General features: G+C 55.2%; 15 protein-coding genes. 5 read left to right on the top strand and 10 right to left on the bottom strand.

Going from position 1 to position 17,784, the window contains the following annotated elements; translation table 11 throughout:
• Positions 1-70: 70 nt before the first annotated feature.
• Positions 71-979, top strand: a complete 909-nt coding sequence (locus tag MIM_RS09040) for a LysR family transcriptional regulator (protein WP_025372427.1) — start codon at positions 71-73, stop codon at positions 977-979.
• A gap of 132 nt (positions 980-1,111) precedes the next feature.
• Positions 1,112-2,110, top strand: coding sequence for an NADP-dependent oxidoreductase (locus tag MIM_RS09035; protein ID WP_025372426.1), 999 nt, complete (start codon positions 1,112-1,114; stop codon positions 2,108-2,110).
• A 36-nt stretch (positions 2,111-2,146) separates the two neighbouring features.
• On the opposite strand, the gene MIM_RS09030 is transcribed toward MIM_RS09035, so the two are convergent.
• The 3 genes from MIM_RS09030 to MIM_RS09020 form a co-directional block, all read right to left on the bottom strand.
• On the bottom strand, positions 2,147-4,063 hold the full coding sequence (locus MIM_RS09030) for a bifunctional metallophosphatase/5'-nucleotidase (RefSeq protein ID WP_025372425.1): 1,917 nt from the start codon (positions 4,061-4,063) through the stop codon (positions 2,147-2,149).
• A gap of 110 nt (positions 4,064-4,173) precedes the next feature.
• Positions 4,174-4,776 (bottom strand): glutathione S-transferase, encoded by a 603-nt coding sequence (locus MIM_RS09025; RefSeq protein ID WP_025372424.1) that lies wholly within the window; start codon positions 4,774-4,776, stop codon positions 4,174-4,176.
• Positions 4,777-4,816: 40 nt separating this feature from the next.
• The gene (locus MIM_RS09020; protein WP_025372423.1) at positions 4,817-6,043 is read right to left on the bottom strand and encodes an MFS transporter; all 1,227 of its coding nucleotides are present in this window, start codon (positions 6,041-6,043) and stop codon (positions 4,817-4,819) included.
• A gap of 315 nt (positions 6,044-6,358) precedes the next feature.
• Here MIM_RS09020 and alkB point away from each other — a divergent pair, with 315 nt between their 5' ends.
• Complete coding sequence (gene alkB / locus MIM_RS09015; protein WP_025372422.1) at positions 6,359-7,027, top strand: DNA oxidative demethylase AlkB; 669 nt, start codon at positions 6,359-6,361, stop codon at positions 7,025-7,027.
• Between the two features lie 149 nt (positions 7,028-7,176).
• On the opposite strand, the gene MIM_RS09010 is transcribed toward alkB, so the two are convergent.
• The 6 genes from MIM_RS09010 to MIM_RS08985 all read right to left on the bottom strand — a co-directional run bounded on the left by MIM_RS09010 (position 7,177) and on the right by MIM_RS08985 (position 13,733).
• On the bottom strand, positions 7,177-8,127 hold the full coding sequence (locus MIM_RS09010; protein WP_025372421.1) for a Bug family tripartite tricarboxylate transporter substrate binding protein: 951 nt from the start codon (positions 8,125-8,127) through the stop codon (positions 7,177-7,179).
• 276 nt (positions 8,128-8,403) lie between these two features.
• Entirely contained in the window at positions 8,404-9,330 is a 927-nt protein-coding gene (locus MIM_RS09005; RefSeq protein ID WP_042071180.1) for a Bug family tripartite tricarboxylate transporter substrate binding protein, read from the bottom strand.
• 173 nt (positions 9,331-9,503) lie between these two features.
• On the bottom strand, positions 9,504-10,442 hold the full coding sequence (locus MIM_RS09000) for a hydroxymethylglutaryl-CoA lyase (protein ID WP_025372419.1): 939 nt from the start codon (positions 10,440-10,442) through the stop codon (positions 9,504-9,506).
• 98 nt (positions 10,443-10,540) lie between these two features.
• On the bottom strand, positions 10,541-11,731 hold the full coding sequence (locus tag MIM_RS08995; RefSeq protein ID WP_025372418.1) for a CaiB/BaiF CoA transferase family protein: 1,191 nt from the start codon (positions 11,729-11,731) through the stop codon (positions 10,541-10,543).
• A 177-nt stretch (positions 11,732-11,908) separates the two neighbouring features.
• Positions 11,909-12,829: a LysR family transcriptional regulator gene (locus MIM_RS08990; protein ID WP_042070139.1), complete on the bottom strand. Its 921-nt coding sequence runs from the start codon at positions 12,827-12,829 to the stop codon at positions 11,909-11,911.
• Positions 12,819-13,733, bottom strand: a complete 915-nt coding sequence (locus MIM_RS08985; protein ID WP_222836930.1) for a helix-turn-helix transcriptional regulator — start codon at positions 13,731-13,733, stop codon at positions 12,819-12,821. The genes MIM_RS08990 and MIM_RS08985 overlap by 11 nt, the downstream gene beginning before the upstream one ends.
• Before the next feature lie 283 nt (positions 13,734-14,016).
• On the opposite strand from MIM_RS08985, the gene MIM_RS08980 reads away from it, so the two are divergent.
• Both MIM_RS08980 and MIM_RS08975 read left to right on the top strand, forming a co-directional pair.
• A complete protein-coding gene (locus MIM_RS08980; protein ID WP_025372415.1) occupies positions 14,017-15,462 on the top strand; it encodes an MFS transporter in 1,446 nt (481 codons plus the stop codon).
• A 322-nt stretch (positions 15,463-15,784) separates the two neighbouring features.
• Entirely contained in the window at positions 15,785-16,699 is a 915-nt protein-coding gene (locus tag MIM_RS08975) for a DMT family transporter (RefSeq protein WP_025372414.1), read from the top strand.
• A 130-nt stretch (positions 16,700-16,829) separates the two neighbouring features.
• Here the strand turns inward: MIM_RS08975 and MIM_RS08970 are convergent, their stop codons facing one another.
• On the bottom strand, positions 16,830-17,531 hold the full coding sequence (locus MIM_RS08970; RefSeq protein WP_025372413.1) for an MgtC/SapB family protein: 702 nt from the start codon (positions 17,529-17,531) through the stop codon (positions 16,830-16,832).
• Between the last annotated feature and the right edge of the window lie 253 nt (positions 17,532-17,784).

The raw sequence follows: 17,784 nt of genomic DNA, 5'->3' as shown, positions 1-17,784 counted from the left end.
ATGCAGTATTTCTTAATTCAAAAGAATAGTCGTACAATGTATTTCACTCTTGCATTTATTGGAATAATCTATGGATCGCCTGCGCGCCATGGCCATCTTTGTGGCAGTAGCCCAAGCCGAAAGCTTTTCCAGTGCCGCCCGCCATCTGGGCATGTCGGCGCCCGCGGTCACCCGCGCTATTTCAGAACTGGAAGCGTATCTGGGCGTGCGTTTGCTAACGCGCACCACCCGTATCGTCCGGGCCACTGAAGCCGGCCTGCGTTATCTTGACGATGCACGACGGGTGATTGCTGAAGCCGACGAAGCAGATACAGCGGTGTCCGGGATCAGGACCGAACCACGAGGCCGTCTGGCCATTACCGCCCCTGTGCTGTTTGGCCGAATGTTTGTCACGCCCATTACTGTGCAATACTTACGGCGTTATCCCGAAGTGAATATCACCTCGCTGTTTGTGGATCGGGTTGTCAATCTGATTGAAGAAGGCCTGGACGCCGGGTTGCGGATTGGCCATCTTCCCGATTCAAGCATGAAAGCGATACGCGTCGGGCAGGTTCGTACAGTGGTGTGTGCTGCCCCGGCTTACCTTGCGACATATGGCACGCCGGAAACACCAGAGCAATTGCACGCCCACACCATTATTACAACAAGTGGTATTTCACCTGTTCCGGAGTGGCGGTTTGTTCAGAACGATAAGACGACTGCCATTCGCATGACGCCCAGGCTGACTGTCACTACCAATGATGCCGCGATCGAGGCTGCAAGTGAGGGCTTCGGAATCACACGGCTACTGTCCTATCAAATCGCCCCTTTCCTTGCTCGCGGTGAACTGCAAGTCATCCTGCAGGATTATGAACCGGCTCCTTCACCTATCCACGTGGTTCATCATGAAAACAGGCAGGCGGCAGCAAAGGTGCGCAGCTTCGTCGATATGGCGGTGACCTGCCTGCGCGCAAACGCCGCACTTGCCTATAAGCCCTGATGCTTGAATCACCTCCATATCTCACCCTATGACGCACCCGCATCCATTCCATAGGTAGAATAGGGCTGAATCACAGACCTCAATAGCAACCGTAATATCGCATCCCCCCTTGAACTTGAGAGGAGCATGAATATGCCTGAAAACGAAGTCATCCGCGTCATATCCAGACCCACCGGCATTCCCGGAACAGAGCATTTCCAGCTGGAAAAGCAGCCCCTGGCTGAACTTCAGCCCGGGCAAATACGGGTATGCAATGAATGGTTGTCTGTTGATCCCGCGATGCGTGGCTGGCTGGCCGATGCCAATAACTATGCAAGTGTGAAGGTCGGCGAGGTGATGCGTTCGCTGTGTGTAGGAACGGTTATCGAATCTACCGTATCCACATACAACAAGGGCGATCGCCTGATGGGCTGGTTCGGCTGGCAAACCTGCGCCACCGTCAAACCCGAAGCAGTTGTGCAGAAAATCACCGCCACTGACCTTCCCCCATCCTTATACCTGGGTGTGCTGGGCCTGAACGGCATCACGGCCGCAACGGCACTGGACAAACTGGGTTCCCCAAGGCAGGGAGACACCGTTGTGGTGTCCACTGCAGCCGGCGGCGTGGGCTCCTGCGTGGGGCAACTGGCCAAAACAATGGGTTGCCGTACCGTGGGCCTGACCAGTTCATCTGAAAAAGTTCAGGCGTGTTATGAAGCATTCGGCTACGATCATGTTATCAACTATAAGACCGATAATATTGACCAGGCCATCAAAGCCGCCTGCCCGGATGGAGTGAATGTGTATTTTGATAATACGTCCGGTAGCATTTCAGACTCAGTGATGCAGCACCTGGCTATCGGTGCCCGCGTGATTGTCTGCGGAACAGCGTCCATTCCAAGCTGGGACCCACCGCCCATGGGGCCGCGGGTAAACCGTATTCTGCTGACCCGTCGCGCCCGGATGGAAGGTTTCATTCTGTTCGATCATCAGGATACCTATGCCTCTTACGTCGAAAAACTGGAGCAGTTGGTCCGAGATAAAAAATTAACCTACCGTGAACACATTACAGACGGTCTGCATACGGCGACCGGCGCCATTGCCCAGTTGTATCGGGGTGAGAATCTGGGCAAGCGACTGATTCGACTGTAATTGCTGATGGCTGGGTCTATATCACCAGACCCGGCCTTATTTCCTGATGATTTCCGGCAGATAGGGGGTCATCACGGGTATTATCTTTTTCTGTCGCAGATAACTTTCCACTACGTCCAGCATGGCTGGTGGCGTTGACGCCGGCATTTCTTGCACTTCGGCCTTTGCTTCGCCTTCTGTAGCCGCACCACTAACCGGCGCAGCCTCTTTACTTTCAAGATCGCTGGATTGAGTTGTTGCTTCGCCTTCAGTTACCCCATGTGCAGCTTTTACCTGAGCAGATTCAGATGGCAGGCTCACGCCCCAGGTAGCCACTTTATACTGTTCATCAGCTACCAGCGGCTGACTGCCGACCATGACATCCGTAATACGCTTGTCTGGCGCCTGTTCGGGATTGATCCTGTAGCGCAGACCAGCGGTTCGCATCATATCCTGTTCTGAACGTTCATAGGCATCGGTGTTAAAAAGTGCAGCGGCAGCATTCTCCAACAGCTCATGGATTTGGCTACCGGACAGTATCCCGGAGCACATATGTGTATCGCCCAAAGCCAGCTGGTTAATCATATCCTCACGGGTAATCGCTACGCCTGCCAACAATGTGGGACCCCAGCGGTATCCTGGATACAGTGCGATCTGCGCCCCACTCTGCTGCAACATGGCTTGTAGCAGCAGTTCGTCCCAGGTGCCGTTGAACGTACCTCGGCGATACAGCATGCCCTGGGTCACGGCGATTTTTTCGGACAGGTTATGATCGGCGGTCGCATAGGCGGCGCTCAGTCTTTTTTCCATGCGACTGTCAGCCTGTACAAAACCGGCAACCACAGGCAGCAGGTTATAGCGAAAATCCACCAGACCGTTTTTCCTGATATCCAGATCCAGTACTGCCAGAAACCGCCCCTGCGCACCGGCGTTGGTGACCGCTGTTTTACCCTTTTTGTTGGGAACAAGAATGGGTTCAGGCAACGGCGTCGCCGAGCGGCCGCCTAATATCACGTCGATACCCGTAACGCGGGCGGCCAGCTGTATATCTGCATTGACACCGGCGCGGGAAAGCAAAAGTACGGCTTGTGCCCCTTGCTTTCTTACGTCGTTAACAATGCGCTGCAAGCCCTGTTCGTCCAGAGGTATGGCTGCAGGCCGGTTTACATCGGTCTTTGCGCCCGGTCCCGCATTGGTATCACAGTTGTCTTTAGCAAAACCCTCGTTATGTGCCGCCTGACCAATAACGGCCACGACGACTCCATTTTGTTTCTGCAGTTTATAGGGGGCAAATAGCGGCTTATCATGAGCCGGACCGAAGACATTGTGGGCAATACTCGACACATGTCCGACCTGATCGGCTGCGGCGGCCGACACACCGCCATCGGACGGTGGCGTGTCGCTGGCATGCGCAGCGGGTACAGCGGTCCGAATGGCTGCCCGAATCGTTGCCTGAGTCGGCAAGGCCAGGTTGATACCCAACGTATCATGCAGCGTGATCGCTTTGTCTGCGGCCGCCCACGGTGCCGACGATTGCAGATTGCCGTTGCCACCGTCCAGCAGCCACGCCTGCTTGCGGGAGCGTTTAACAATGTCGATCAAGGAAGCAAGATGTGCAATGCCGCCCAGCGGGCCGTAGTCGGCTGCCGAGGCTTCATAGTCTACGCTGCTGAATGCATAGGCCTGGGCCGAACCGATCATGAGATTGTAGTACTGCAGCAGTGCATCGCCAGTAACTGAAGGCGGATTGGCATTTGCCGATTCAAGCGCCGCCTGCTCTGCGGGCTCGCGATAATATAACGGTTTCCATGCCGACTGCAGGTCTGTAATATGCATGAAGCTGACGTTGCCAAACGTTGGCAAATCATAAAACTGCTCCATCCCTTGCTGTGCGCGAAGCATGGCGGGCGCCAGCATGCCTGCACCCGCTGCTGTCAGCAACTGAAGAAAAGCCCTTCTATCTTTGATATGCATCGCCCCCTGTTTCCTTGATGGATCTGGCAGACCGGTGTGTATCATGGATTCACCACGACCACCAGCACAGTGCGGCGGCCTGGACGAATCAGCAAGCGGATCAACCTGCTTTACTGCGGCTTGGTTCTGGCAATGCTTTCCCTTACGGAAAACTTGTCATACCAGGCTTTCAAACCCGGGAAGCGTTTCTGCCACTGATAGTCGGGCAGGCGTAAATCCAGATAATCAAATGCACACGCCAGCGTGATGGTAACAATATCAATACGATCGTAGAGCGCCTGCGCCTTGTCTTCGAAGTACTGCAGCCCCGTTGTGATTTTATCGGTCTGGCCATCCACCCATTCGTTCCAGCGCAGCGCTTCCGGACGCGCCAGTAATTCATAGCGTACCAGCAACGAAGCAGCAATGACACCATCTGCCGCGGCATGATCGGTTAACAATCTGAAGCGTGTCGTGTCGTCGCCAAACAGCTTGCCCTTGAATGTGGTGTTCAGATACTCGCAAATCACTTTGCTATCGAACAGGACCTGCTCGTCGTCGGTTATCAATGTCGGCACCTGACCCAGCGGGTTAAACGGAATAATATTGCGATCACGATTGACAGGATTGGCGGCAGCCGGCAGGCGTTCAATCCGGTCTGCGATGCCAAGCTCCTCGGCAACAATCATCGTCTTGCGCACAAACGGTGAAAGCGCGGAATAAAAAATTTTCATTGATGTCCCCCTGGATAAAAAAATTGAATCGTGAGTTTTACTATTCTGTTACGACAGCCGATGTCGGATTCTGACGTTGAATCTCGGACTTGACCTTGCGGTCGGCCCAGGTTGCCATACCGGTCATGACTGCCAATATGGCGCCCAGCAGGCAGGTACCGCCCCATCCACCATAGGTCCAGGCGACCGTTCCGAGTGTGGATCCGGACGCGCCGCCAATAAAGTAACTGGTCATATACACGGCATTCAATCGTGACCGTGCCTGTGGTAACAGCGCGAATATGGTGGTCTGGTTATTGATGTGTATGCCCTGCAAGGCCAGATCAATCACCAGCATGCCCGCGATAAACCACCACAGATTATCGTGCCCCAGCCATAGCAAACCCCAGCTAAGCAATAACAGCACAACACTGACTGCGGTGACCGTATCACCCAGGCCGCGATCGGCCAGCCGGCCACCCATCGATGCCATGAGCGCGCCCATGACGCCCACCAGACCCACCAGTCCGATGGCAACGTCGTTCAAACCATGCGCCGGCCCGGCCAGCAGCAATGCCATGGTGGAAAACAGCGCACTAACGGAAGCAAAGCCCAGCCCGCCCATCAGCGCACGCGTACGCAGGCGTGGCTGCTCACGCAGCAAGGTAAACAGGGATGCCAGGATGGAAAGATAACTGTGATTTTGCGGGCTTCTGGAAGATGGCAGCTTGCGCCACAGCACGGCCGCGATGACAAGCATAATCACGCCGGAGACAAGATAAACCGTTGACCATCCGCCAATACCGGACAGCAGGCCCGCCACACTTCGTGCCAGCAAAATACCGGTAAGCAGACCGCTCATCACCATGCCCACGGCGCGTCCGCTGCGCGACGGCGCAGACAGAATGGCGGCCATCGGCACCAGCACCTGCGCAGCAACCGAAAACAGCCCCGCCATACCTACACCCGCAAACAACATGCTGCTATTGATGGCCAGACCGCTAATAAATTGTCCGATAGCGGCCAGCACCATCAGCCCGACAGCAAGCTGCCGACGTTCAAACTTGTCACCCAGCGGCACAATGAACAGCAGGCCCAGCGCGTAGCTCACCTGCGCAACAGTAACGGTGAGTGCCGCGCGGGTTTCGGTAATACCCAGACTGACCGAGATGGAGTGCAGCAAGGGCTGGTTGAAATAATTGCCGCCTGCACACAGGCCACAAGCGATAGCCATTAAAAGCAGAACAGGGGTTGTCAGGTAAGATGGTTGCGGCTTTTGTGCAGACATGAGTAACCAACAATAAAATACTATATATTTAACCAGTAGTATTATAAAATAACCAGCACGGGTCCCGTTGCACAGGCTGACGCATTCTGGCCAGCCATTGTCCGAAATCCGGGCCGCCTGTCACCGCGCGAGTCCAGGACGATGCTGGTCTCGCCAAAAAGTGCTTCGCGCTGCAGGCAGAAGAAACATTAAACCACAGTAAGATCATCATGTCGCAAACAGATTCCGCATCCCTGCGCGGTTGGCATTCACAATTGCAATGTTCGTTGTTTGCACGCCTCGGCTGTCACACCGCTATGCTTACACTTTAATATTATGAGTACGATGTCCCTTTTTCCGCCAGATGCCCTGGCCACGCCCAACGCAAGCGCCACAGACCAGCAACTGGGGCCTGGCGCCTGGGTACTGCGCGGGTATGCACTGGACGATGTGGACGGCTTACTGGCTGAGCTGGGCCGAATTCGCCGCCAGTCGCCCTTTCGCCATATGGTTACACCGGGCGGCTATACCATGTCTGTCGGCCTCACCTGTTGTGGCACGGTCGGCTGGACGGCCGACCACAAAGGCTATCGCTATGCTGCCATAGACCCGGAAACCGGCCAGCCGTGGCCCGCCATGCCACACCTCTTTCTGGCGCTCGCCCAACAGGCAGCCAGCCATTGTGGTTATGCCGGTTTTACGCCCGACTCCTGCCTGATCAACCGTTACGTGCCAGGCGCCCGGCTCAGTCTGCATCAGGACAAGGACGAAACCGATTTTTCTGCACCCATTGTGTCCGTGTCGCTGGGCATGCCGGCGATGTTTCAGTTCGGCGGTCTCAAACGCAGCGATCGGCCGGAAAAAGTCCCGCTGTTCCACGGCGATATCGTCGTCTGGGGTGGCCCTGATCGTTTGCGTTACCATGGGGTGCTGGCCCTCAAAGACGATCCGCATCCCCTGCTCGGCGCCAACCGCATCAACCTTACCTTTCGTAAAACCCGATAATTTCACTTGTGTTATTGCGCAGGTGATCGTGAGCGATGTGTTGAACAGCTCCCGGCCTTATGGCCACCTGCATTATTACCACCTGCATTATTACCACCTGCATTTTTGCAGTCTGCACTTTAGCCGCCTGCATTTACATTGCATCTGTATTAATCGACCGTTGCACCTGAATCTTTCACCGCCTTACCCCATTTGGCCACTTCAACCCGGACAAATTCCTCGGCCTGCTGCGTGGTTTGCGGCATGGGGATTCCGCCTCTATCGGTAATAAAGGTCGACAACCGGGGACCATTCAGCGCCTTGACGATTTCACTGTTCAGTTTTTCAACCACGTCTGCTGGTGTGTTCTTTGGAACAAAGATGGCTCCCCAGCCGATGGCCTCAAAGCCAGGAATCATCTCGCTTACCGTAGGCACATCGGGTAGCGCCTTTAAGCGAACCGCCGTGGTCACACCCAGCGGCACCGCTTTCTTGTCCTTTATGTAAGGCAGTGCTGAGGTGACCGAATCGACCATAAGTGGCACCTGATTCCCGATAAAATCAGCCTGCGCGGGACCACTGCCCTTATAGGGAATATGTCTGAGTGCGATGTGCGTGCCAGCCTGAAACATCTCCGCCGACAGGTGCTGAGTGCCGCCAATGCCGGCACTGGCATATGCCAGCGATTCGGGTTGCGCCCGGGATTGGCTGACAACGTCCTGCAGAGAATGAATGCCGGACTTGGGGTTGGCCAGAAAGATCAGCGGTACCGAAAACACGCCCGAAACAGCCTTCAGATCACCCTGCAGGCTATATCCGGGTTTTGAATACAGTGTCTGGTTCACTGCCGCCGCGCTGGCGCCCACTACCATGGTGTACCCGTCAGGTTTGGCTCGCACGGCCTGCTGCATGCCAATATTGCTGCCCGCGCCTGCCTTGTTTTCTGTAACAACAGGCTGTCCCATTGACTTGCTCAACTCGTCGGCAAGTGCACGGGCAAAGGTATCGGTCGCCTGTCCCGGCGGAAAAGGAATGATCATGGTGATCGGCTTTTCCGGATACGCGGCCAGTGCGCTGCCCGACGCCAATAAAGCCACGAGCGCCAATACGGATTTTTTCATCTATGTCTCCTAGTCAAAATATGTCATCTATCATATATATGAAAATGGCCAGAACGGCAAACGCACGCTCTGGCCAGATAAATAGTCATTGCAACCGTGATCGGTTTGATGGCGAATGGGCTCGCCAGCCGCTGCGGCCATAACCGGCAAATCGATCAGAATTAACCGGTAACGATTAACCTGTCACGATTAACCTGTCACGATTAACCTGTCACGATTAACCGGTCATGTTCAACCGGTGATGTTTAACCGTTAACGTCCAGTCGCTTAAATGGCTCAGTTGCCACCCTTGATGCCGGCAGTATCAATCACTTTTTTCCAGCGGGCCAATTCCTCACCGGTATATTTGCCCAGCTGTTCAGGGCCCATATATTCAGCGGTCGCACCCAGGCCTTCGGCTTTCTTTTTATACTCTGGCGTTGCCATGATTTTTTCAATCGCCGTATTCAGGCGTTGCACGACCTCACCAGGCACGCCTTTTGGCCCGTACATGGCAAACCACGACGAGACCAGCAAATCCGGATAGCCGGCCGCGCTGGCGGTAGGCACGTCGGGCAGCGATGGCAGCGGGTCCTTGCTCGTGACAACGAGTGCTTTGAGTGCGCCGGACTTAACATGCGGCAACAGCGGCGGCGGTGTCGTGATCGTCAGATCCACTACGCCGGCAAGCAAATCCGTTAGCGCAGGGCCCGTCCCTTTGTAGGGAACATGGGTTGTCTGGATGCCGGCCATCTGATTCAACTGCTCTGTTGCCACATGCTGGAGCGCACCGGTGCCGGAAGAGGCATAATTGAGTTTGCCCGGATTTTCTTTGGCATACTGCACCAATTCTTTCAGGCTATTGACTGGCAAATCTTTTTTGACAACCAGCAATTGCGGCGCAGACAACACATTTGCAATCGGCGTAAAGTCCTTGACCGGGTCCCAGCTGACCTTTTCTATACTGGGTGTAATGACCTGATAGCCCGAATATTGCAACAGCAGCGTGTAACCATCCGGCTTCGCACGCAACACCTGCTGCGCAGCGATGCCGCCCGACGCGCCGGGTTTGTTTTCAACCACCACAGGCTGGCCCAGTTCCTTGCTCAGAGGGTCGGCAATCATGCGCGCTGCCAGATCTGTCGTGCCGCCAGGGGCCGCCGACACGATCAGCGAAATGGGACGCTGCGGGTACCCTGCTTCCTGTGCCATTACATTCGTCATGGATACAGTGCTGATGGCCAGGGCCAGCAGCGCGGGTTTAAATACGTTACGTTTCATCAATGTCTCCAGGTTTTTGTATCAATACTCTTCGTTCTGTTCTGATAGCTGAACAGATAAGCGTGGTTCCGGTGATGGCCATTGATTGTGTTCCAGCCTTCACCGGGTCTGTTGTCTCACTGCGCCTGCTGCAATTGCTTCACATATTCAGGCACCGGATGCAGAGCCATGCGGATGCCGGCTGCCAGCGTCTGGCTGTTCACGCCATGCCCGATCAACGGTTCAAGCGAACGACTGATCCTCAATAGCGCATTCAGATCCACCCCGGTGTCATAGCCCATCAGTTCAAGCATATGAACCATGTCTTCAGTCGTGACATTGCCAGAGGCGCCTGGTGCATAGGGGCAACCGCCAAGCCCGCCCAGTGAGCTGTCAAAGCGCACCACACCTGCCTGCAGCGCGGTGACAGTATTGGCCAGGGCCATGCCGCGTGTGTTATGAAAATGGGCCGTCACCTGCAGGCCCGGAAAGCGCGCCAGAACCGCTGCAAACACGCTAGCCACCTGGGTTGGATACGCCATGCCCGTGGTATCGCATAGCGTGACGCCATCCACACCCAGCTGTGCAAACCGGTCCACCCAGGCCAGTACATCGTCCTGCGCAACGTCACCCTGCATAGGACAGCCAAACACTGTGGACAGGGACACGTTGATCGCCGTGCTGGTATTTTTGACTTCGCCGATGACCGCCGCGAGCTGTTCAAAAGACCGATCCCGGCTCATACGCAAATTCGACAGATTGTGCGTTTCGCTCACCGACATGACCAAATTGACTTCATCCACACCGCAGGACATAGCCCTTTCGGCCCCCCGCAAGTTAGGTACCAGCACGGTATAAATAACATTCGGGTTCCGGTGGATCTGATGCATCACCGCTTCGGCGTCCTTCAGTGCCGGTATCGCCCTGGGAGACGTGAACGAGGTCACTTCTATCTTGGCATAGCCGCATTGGCTCAATTGGTCGATAAAGGCAATCTTGTCTTCCGTTTCAATAAACCGTGCTTCGTTCTGGAAACCATCCCTTGGGGCGACTTCCTGGATAAACAGTTTTTTCATAGCTTGCTCCTGACGCGCTGCGCGTCCGTCGCTCCTCTGGCCTCTGCGCTACAAAGGCGTGTGGATAAATTATTTGATCAGCGTACTGACATGGCCCGTCAGATAATGCCGCGTACCTTCCAGTCATCACGGGTGGCAGCATCAACACCCAGGCGATCAAGAATCTGCTGCGTGTCCTGCCCCAGTATCGGCGCGCGTCTTCGCACATCGCCCGGCGTTTCGCTCAGTTTTGGCAACACCCCCGGCAAGGTGACCGGCGTACCATCTTCAAGTTCACCCTCAATCAGCATTTGCCTTGCGTGATAATGCGGATCGCTGGCAATATCGGCTGCGTCATAAATGCGCCCACCAGGTATCCGGTTGGCATGCAATTGCTCCAGCACCTGGTCCAGCGTATGCTGTGCGGTCCATTGCCCGATCACGCCATCGATATACTCGGCCTGTTTGGCACGACCGTCGTTATGTTCAAATGCCGGATCTGTTCCAATATCATCACGCCCGATCAGAGACATCAGGCGCTTGAAAATGCTGTCGCCATTGCCGGCAATCAGTGCATATTTATCGTCGGCACAACGATAGGCATTGCTTGGCGTGATGCCCGGTAGGCTGCTGCCCGCCGGCTGGCGCACCTGTCCGAAGACCGAATATTCAGCGATGGTGCTTTCCATCATATTGAAGACGGATTCGTACAAGGCCACATCGATCATCTGGCCTGCGCCATTGAACTGGTCGCGGTGTCGCAATGCCAGCAGCACACCAATCACGCCATGCAAGGCCGACAGCGAATCGCCAATTGAAATACCCACACGCACGGGCGGACGGTCGGGCTCGCCACTCAAATGTCGCAGTCCACCCATGGCCTCTCCCACCACACCAAACCCCGGCAGGTCTTTATAAGGTCCGGTCTGCCCGTAGCCGGAGACGCGCAACATGATGAGCCGCGGGTTAATCTCTTTGAGCGCCTCGAAACCCAGATTCCATTTTTCCAGCGTACCGGGACGAAAATTTTCCACAATCACATCGGTATCAGCTACCAGCCGGCGAATCACTTCCTGACCTTCCGGTTCATGCAGATTGAGCGTGACTGATTTTTTATTGCGCGACTGTGAGGCCCACCAGACAGAGGTGCCTTCGTGTAACAGCCGCCATTTTCTTAGCGGATCACCGGTGCCCGGTGGTTCGATCTTGATCACTTCTGCACCGAACTCGGCCAGCATTTTCGTGGCAAAGGGTCCGGCAATGAGCTGTCCCAGCTCCAGCACTCTGATTCCATCCAGCGGTTTAGACATGTATTACCTGTTCATTCAAAATGGGTTTTCGCCATCATGACCCGAATCAGGCAATTTGAAAATTGCTAAATTGACGACGACCCTTTCCAGATTTTCAAGGCTTCGGGTCTGCCTGCAGTGATTTGACCGGTTTCTATCCCTTCGAAAGAAACGCTGGAACGCTACGCCTGACTGCTCTCAGCCTGTCTGATGGGCACGCTTCAGAAAGTCCAGCAATCGCTGGGCGTCGGGCTTCAGGGCCGCCGCACTGCGAACGCCCACGTACAAGGTACGCTGGCCCCAGTCGTCATCCAGTGCCAGCGCATGCAAGCCCTTGCCAATAATTTCCGGCCGCACCGCCTGCAGCGGCAGCAAACCCACGCCCAGGCCCGCTTCAATCATCCGGCAGATTGCATCAAAACTGCTAACCTGTACGCGCAGACGCAACGTTTTACCTGCAGCCATGGCGGCATCCTGCATGCGTACCTGCAATGAGCTGCCATCAGACAGACCGACAAAATCATTGTCCAGCACCTGCGCAAAACGAATCCGCTTGTGTTTTCCCAACGGGTGCCCGCGAGGCACCAGCACCACCAGCTGATCATGACGATAGAAATATTTTTCTACCTGACCACTGGGAATGTTGTCGGCAAAAATGCCTATATCAATTCTTTCCTGCGTCAATGCCGTGATAATCTCGTGACTTAGCTTTTCGTCAAGGCTTAACCGAATTGCCGGATGCGAACCGGCAAACGCAGCCAGGTCGCCCGGCAGAAACTGAATCACAGATGAGGTATTGGCCCAGATCCGCACCTGGCCACGCAACCCGGCAGAATAAGCGCTCATGTCTGCAGTCAGGCGCGTCACAGCAGCAATCACCAATTGTGCATGCTCCACCAGCGCGTGGCCCGCTGAGGTGAGCTCCAGCCCCCTGGCGCGCCGAATAAACAATTCGCAGCCAATCTGCTTTTCCAGTTCGGAAATGCGCTTGCTGAGTGCTGACAGCGTCATATGCGCGTCGTAGGCTGCCCGCGTCAGATTCAGTGAGCGGGCTGCCAGCAAAAACAGCCTGAGCGTTTGCGGATCGAAGCGGGACAGATTCACGGGTTCAGGCAACATGGGCGGCCATCCTGGCAGACAACATTTTCCGGCTTGCCTCGTCTACCGGCACATAAACCAGCAGACGCTCACCGGCCATCGGCATACTCCACCAATTAGTCTGCAGTACCTCCAGTGTGCCAAGCCCCTTATACTTGTAGCGCACAGTATGATCCAGGGTGGCACACACACGGTTGCGCTCCCAGATATCGGCAAACTCGGGAGAACTGGCCAGTAAGCGCTGCAAATAACGCTCCCAGAGGGGATCGCCCAAATGCGGGGCCATCTGTGCCCGCAGTCTGGCAGCCATGTGTCCAATGGTTTCAGGCAGATCCTGCGTGACTTTCCTGACCTGGGGGTCGGTGAGGGCCAGATAAATACAATTGCGATCCTCGCGGGCAACCTGATTCAGATCACGGTCAATCATCCGGCAGAATGCTTCGTTAAAGGCCAGAATGTCATATCTGACATTTTCCACAGCGGCCGGCAATGGGTGCAACTGATCCAGAATCGTCTGTATGGCCGTTGGCATCATGCGGCAGATTTCACCGGAAACAGCCGCAGCCGGGCTGGCCACGCCAGCCAACGAGAACAGATAGCGGGTTTCCGTCTCGGTGCACTGTAGTGCCGATGCGACAGCCTGCAACACTTTTGGCGATACACGTATCGGGCGACCCTGTTCCAGTTTGGTATACCAGGTGATACCAATGTTGGCCAGTTGCGCCACTTCTTCACGCCGTAACCCGGGTGTACGGGTACGCCCGTATCTGGGCAAGCCCATGCGTCGCGGATCCAGGCTTTCACGGCGGGCCCGCAAAAACAGTCCCAATTCCTGTGCACGATCTACCCTATCGTCAATAGGTGTTTTCCTGTGCTCTGCCGCCGCGTGGGTTATAACGGCTGTCATACTGTCGGTCACTTTCATTTTCACTCCTGCCATTTTGGCAGCGTTGTTGTCACGTTTTTGCACTTGTCATTGCCCGGGAGCAGCTGCATTTATTTACCAACCCGGATCGGCCACCCCTCTGTCGCGCTCACAACTGCAATATACAACTGCAATATTTTTACCATGCAGCCCTGCTGCGCGGGCATATCGGCCGGCCCGGCGCGTCAGGCTTACACTATTTATACCAGTCTAAACAGGCTCTGGTACCCGTCTAAAAACATATTCATAATACTTCATCGATGATATTTTTCCAGGATTTTTTATGACGTCGGATGCACAACAAAAGACCAGCCACCTGAACAATGCCGGTCTTTCCGTCCTGTTGGCGGGCATGTTCCTGCCTCAGATTGATTTTTCCATTATCAATGTAGCGCTGGATTCGGTTGCCCGTTCCCTGCACGCCACCGAATATGAACTGGAGCTGATGGTGGCCGTATACGGTGTGGCATTCGCCGTGATGCTGGCCATGGGAGGCCGACTGGGTGACATGTATGGCCGCCGGCGTCTGTTCAATATCGGCGTACTGCTCTTTGGCATTTCGTCTCTGCTCTGCGGTATTGCACCCAGCATTTCGGCGCTTTTGCTGGCCCGGACGTTGCAAGGCGTTGCAGCGGCACTGCTGGTGCCACAAATTCTGGCAACGATTCACGTCTGCCTTAAGGGACACGCTCACTCTCGCGCCATTGGTCTTTACAGCTCCATAGGCGGTCTGTCATTTATTATCGGGCAGGTGCTGGGTGGCTTTCTGGTCCATGCCAATATCGCAGGCTCGGAATGGCGCAGTATCTTTCTGATCAATTTGCCTGTATGCGCAGCCGTACTGTTTCTGTCGACACGCCATATCCCTGAAACCCGCCGGGAGAATCCGGCAAGTATCGATGGACCGGGCACACTGTTGCTGGCATTACTCATTATCAGCATTTTGCTCCCCGTCGCGCTGGGCCCGTCCATGCGCTGGAACTGGTTATGCTTCGCTGCGCTCGCCTGCGCAATCCCGCTGGCGCTCCTTTTATGGAAAACAGAAACCCGTCAGGAACGCCGTGGCATCCTGCCCTTATTGCCACCCTCACTGCTGCGTTTGCCCACGGTGCGTTTCGGATTTTTCACCGCCATTTTATTTTTCTCCTGCTGGAGTGGATTCATGTTCGTACTGGCGCTCACTTTGCAGGCCGGCGCGGGTCTGACGCCATTGCAATCGGGCAATGCCTTTATTGCACTGGGTGCCTTCTTCTTCATTGGTTCACTGCTTAGCACCCGCGTGGTGGCGCGCATCGGATTGTTGCCCACGCTTATACTGGGTTGTGCCATGACCATTCCAGGCCTGCTCATTTTGCTGTGGATCCTGCATCAGGTCTGGCCCACACCCAATCTGCTGTCGCTTACGCTCCCGTCGCTGTTCATCGGCATTGGACAGGCATTTATTGTCGGCGCCTTCTACCGCATCGGCATGTCGCAGATCCCGCCAGATCAGGCGGGCTCAGGCAGCGCAACGTTGTCGACGATCCAACAGGCGTCGATGGGTTTTGGGCCGGCGCTGCTGGGCGCCGTATTTTCACAAACGCTGCTGCAGGGCCATGACTACCAGCGAGCCATTAACGCCAGTCTCCAGCTGGAAATGGCGCTGTTGGCCACATTGATGGTGGCATCCATCTGGTATTTCCTGCGTAAACGCAGTCAGACCTCCCTGGCGGTTCAGGGCAATACCTGATGAACAGCGGGCGGACTGCGGGCAGTTAGGCGTAGGCCATCTCATGCACCTTGGCGGTCACTCGTCACACCGCATCATTGCGCATGTGTGCCATTGCAGCACGGGATGCCCATCGCACGTTCTTTTGATGCCCGCCGCCTATCAACTGAGTCATGCGACATTTGTGATAATGACAACACTTGTGCTCAGAAAGCACGGTCCGCTACGACATCCGCTGGTGTTGTCAGGGTAAATCCTCTACCATAAGAGCGAGGATTTACCTCAATCCCTTTTGCCGGATACTGCATCCATGACAGCCCCGGCGTGCAGCCTTCGGAATCAAATGAATCAGCAGACGTTACCCATTTCCAGTCCCCTGCCCGGAATACTTTCCCTGCTGGTGGCGATGTCGGTGCTGTCAACGCTGGATGCTACGGGTAAATGGTTGATGTCTGTCGGCGTCCCCTTGCTGGTGCTGTGCTGGGTACGCTATAGCGTTCATCTGATTCTGGTGACGTCGCTTATCATTCCTGCCAGAGGCTGGCAGATTCTGAAAACCAAAAAGCCGGTTGAACAACTGCTGCGCGGTGTTTTCATGCTCACCTCCACCATGGTGTTTTTCACCACCTTGCGTTATCTGCCCCAGGCCCAGGCCACCGCAATCAATTTTATTGCACCGCTGATTCTGCTTGCCGTTGCGCCCTGGATACTCAAGGAAAAAGCCATGCTGTCCCGGTGGATTGCCGCCATCGTGGGCTTTCTGGGTATTCTGATTGTGATTCGCCCTTCCGGTGGCCTTGATCCGACCGGCGTCATGTTCGGCCTGTCCAATGCGGTCATTTTTTCCCTGCAGTTCATTGCCAACCGACGGCTTGCCGGCGACAACCCGTTTACAACGTTGATATGGAGCGGGCTGTTTGGCACTGTGGTACTGACCGTCTACACCTTGTTTACCATCGACGAAGTACTGCAGGTGCTCGCCGTGCTGGACCTCAAGCAATGGCTGTTACTGCTGTCTACCGGCATCACCGGCGGCGTGGGTCATTTGTTGCAAATTCAGGCTTATCGCCACGCGCCCGCCTCACTGTTGTCGCCCTTTGTCTATCTGCAAATCATCAGCGCAACCGCACTGGGCTGGCTGATATGGAACCAGTTTCCCGATAGTCTCACGTGGCTTGGCATCGGGGTCATCTGCGCCAGCGGCATCGGCATTACGCTATATGAGCTGCGCGCCCGACCAATACCCGCCACCGCCTGATCGTCAACTCAAGATGTCCGGAAACGGGCGCATGTGCCCCTCTCGTGCTAATGACACTTGAATAGACACTTGAATCCGTCCGTATGCTTCGTGACCGCAGATAACGACCACAAATCATTACCGCACATCGCTACCACGAATACGGATCAATGTCCTCATCGGACGCTCTTTCAGCAATGGCTTCAACACCGGGAATGTCGTTGAATTTCTTGCGTATCATCGCGTACTCCTGCGGCGACATCCGGGAAAAGACAATATACACTTTATCGAATTCCGGTGTTTCTGCTGGCTGCACAATAAACTGCTTGACCCGATTCGCACTGATGCCCAGCGCGTGATTGAACGTGCCCAGGGTCAATTGCCCATGCCTGGCTTTGATGGTGACATGGCGTCGCTGCTGATAAGCGATAAAGCGTTTTTCCAGCGGTTTGATGCCGGCAAGAATCAGTAAAATAATAATCGTCGCTGCAATCGATGGAATATATAACCCTCCCCCGACCGCCAGCCCGATACCGGCAACCGACCAGACACTGGCCGCCGTTGTGAGGCCCCGAATAACCTGCCCGCGCGCAAGAATAGCGCCCGCGCCCAGAAAGCCAATACCTGAAACCACCTGCGCAGCCACCCGGGATGGATCAAGGGTGACATGCGCTCCCAGTGCATCTGAAAACCCATATATGGACACAATCATAATGAGTGTGGAGCCCACGCAAACCAGCATATGCGTTCGCAGCCCGGCCGCCCAGGACAATCGCTCCCGTTCAAACCCGATGACACTGCCCAACACCGCAGACATAACCAGCCGTCCTACCAGTTCCATTTCTGATGCCATTGCCACTTTCTCTGCTCCTTTCTGTTGTACTCACGACCGGCGCATCAATGCGTGAGGAGCCATCTAAAACAATTGTGATACACAGCAACAGGCACGTTCGACATATGCCTGCTGTTAACCGGCCCGCCTGTCAGCACCCTGTCTTGCAATATGCCTTTGTTCGCACCTTGCGTTTTTCGCGATACGATTCTTTTACTTGTAATACTGTTTGCAGTATAGCAGGGTAAACCAAACCCTCAATCAACAGACTTGC

The sequence above is a fragment of the Advenella mimigardefordensis DPN7 genome (assembly GCF_000521505.1).
Taxonomy (GTDB): Bacteria; Pseudomonadota; Gammaproteobacteria; order Burkholderiales; family Burkholderiaceae_B; genus Advenella; species Advenella mimigardefordensis.
The sequence above is the reverse complement of the archived record's forward strand: the minus strand, read 5'-3'. Positions and strand labels throughout refer to the sequence as shown.

Bases quoted from the DNA above. Each gene is read 5' to 3' on its own strand.
- MIM_RS09020 (WP_025372423.1), bottom strand. From the start codon at position 6,043: ATGTCTGCACAAAAGCCGCAACCATCTTACCTGACAACCCCTGTTCTG.
- MIM_RS09030 (WP_025372425.1), bottom strand. From the start codon at position 4,063: ATGCATATCAAAGATAGAAGGGCTTTTCTTCAGTTGCTGACAGCAGCG.
- MIM_RS08975 (WP_025372414.1), top strand. From the start codon at position 15,785: ATGAATCAGCAGACGTTACCCATTTCCAGTCCCCTGCCCGGAATACTT.
- MIM_RS09000 (WP_025372419.1), bottom strand. From the start codon at position 10,442: ATGAAAAAACTGTTTATCCAGGAAGTCGCCCCAAGGGATGGTTTCCAG.
- MIM_RS08985 (WP_222836930.1), bottom strand. From the start codon at position 13,733: ATGAAAGTGACCGACAGTATGACAGCCGTTATAACCCACGCGGCGGCA.
- MIM_RS08970 (WP_025372413.1), bottom strand. From the start codon at position 17,531: ATGGCATCAGAAATGGAACTGGTAGGACGGCTGGTTATGTCTGCGGTG.
- MIM_RS08980 (WP_025372415.1), top strand. From the start codon at position 14,017: ATGACGTCGGATGCACAACAAAAGACCAGCCACCTGAACAATGCCGGT.
- MIM_RS09035 (WP_025372426.1), top strand. From the start codon at position 1,112: ATGCCTGAAAACGAAGTCATCCGCGTCATATCCAGACCCACCGGCATT.
- MIM_RS09025 (WP_025372424.1), bottom strand. From the start codon at position 4,776: ATGAAAATTTTTTATTCCGCGCTTTCACCGTTTGTGCGCAAGACGATG.
- MIM_RS08995 (WP_025372418.1), bottom strand. From the start codon at position 11,731: ATGTCTAAACCGCTGGATGGAATCAGAGTGCTGGAGCTGGGACAGCTC.
- MIM_RS08990 (WP_042070139.1), bottom strand. From the start codon at position 12,829: ATGTTGCCTGAACCCGTGAATCTGTCCCGCTTCGATCCGCAAACGCTC.
- MIM_RS09040 (WP_025372427.1), top strand. From the start codon at position 71: ATGGATCGCCTGCGCGCCATGGCCATCTTTGTGGCAGTAGCCCAAGCC.
- MIM_RS09010 (WP_025372421.1), bottom strand. From the start codon at position 8,127: ATGAAAAAATCCGTATTGGCGCTCGTGGCTTTATTGGCGTCGGGCAGC.
- alkB (WP_025372422.1), top strand. From the start codon at position 6,359: ATGAGTACGATGTCCCTTTTTCCGCCAGATGCCCTGGCCACGCCCAAC.
- MIM_RS09005 (WP_042071180.1), bottom strand. From the start codon at position 9,330: ATGACGAATGTAATGGCACAGGAAGCAGGGTACCCGCAGCGTCCCATT.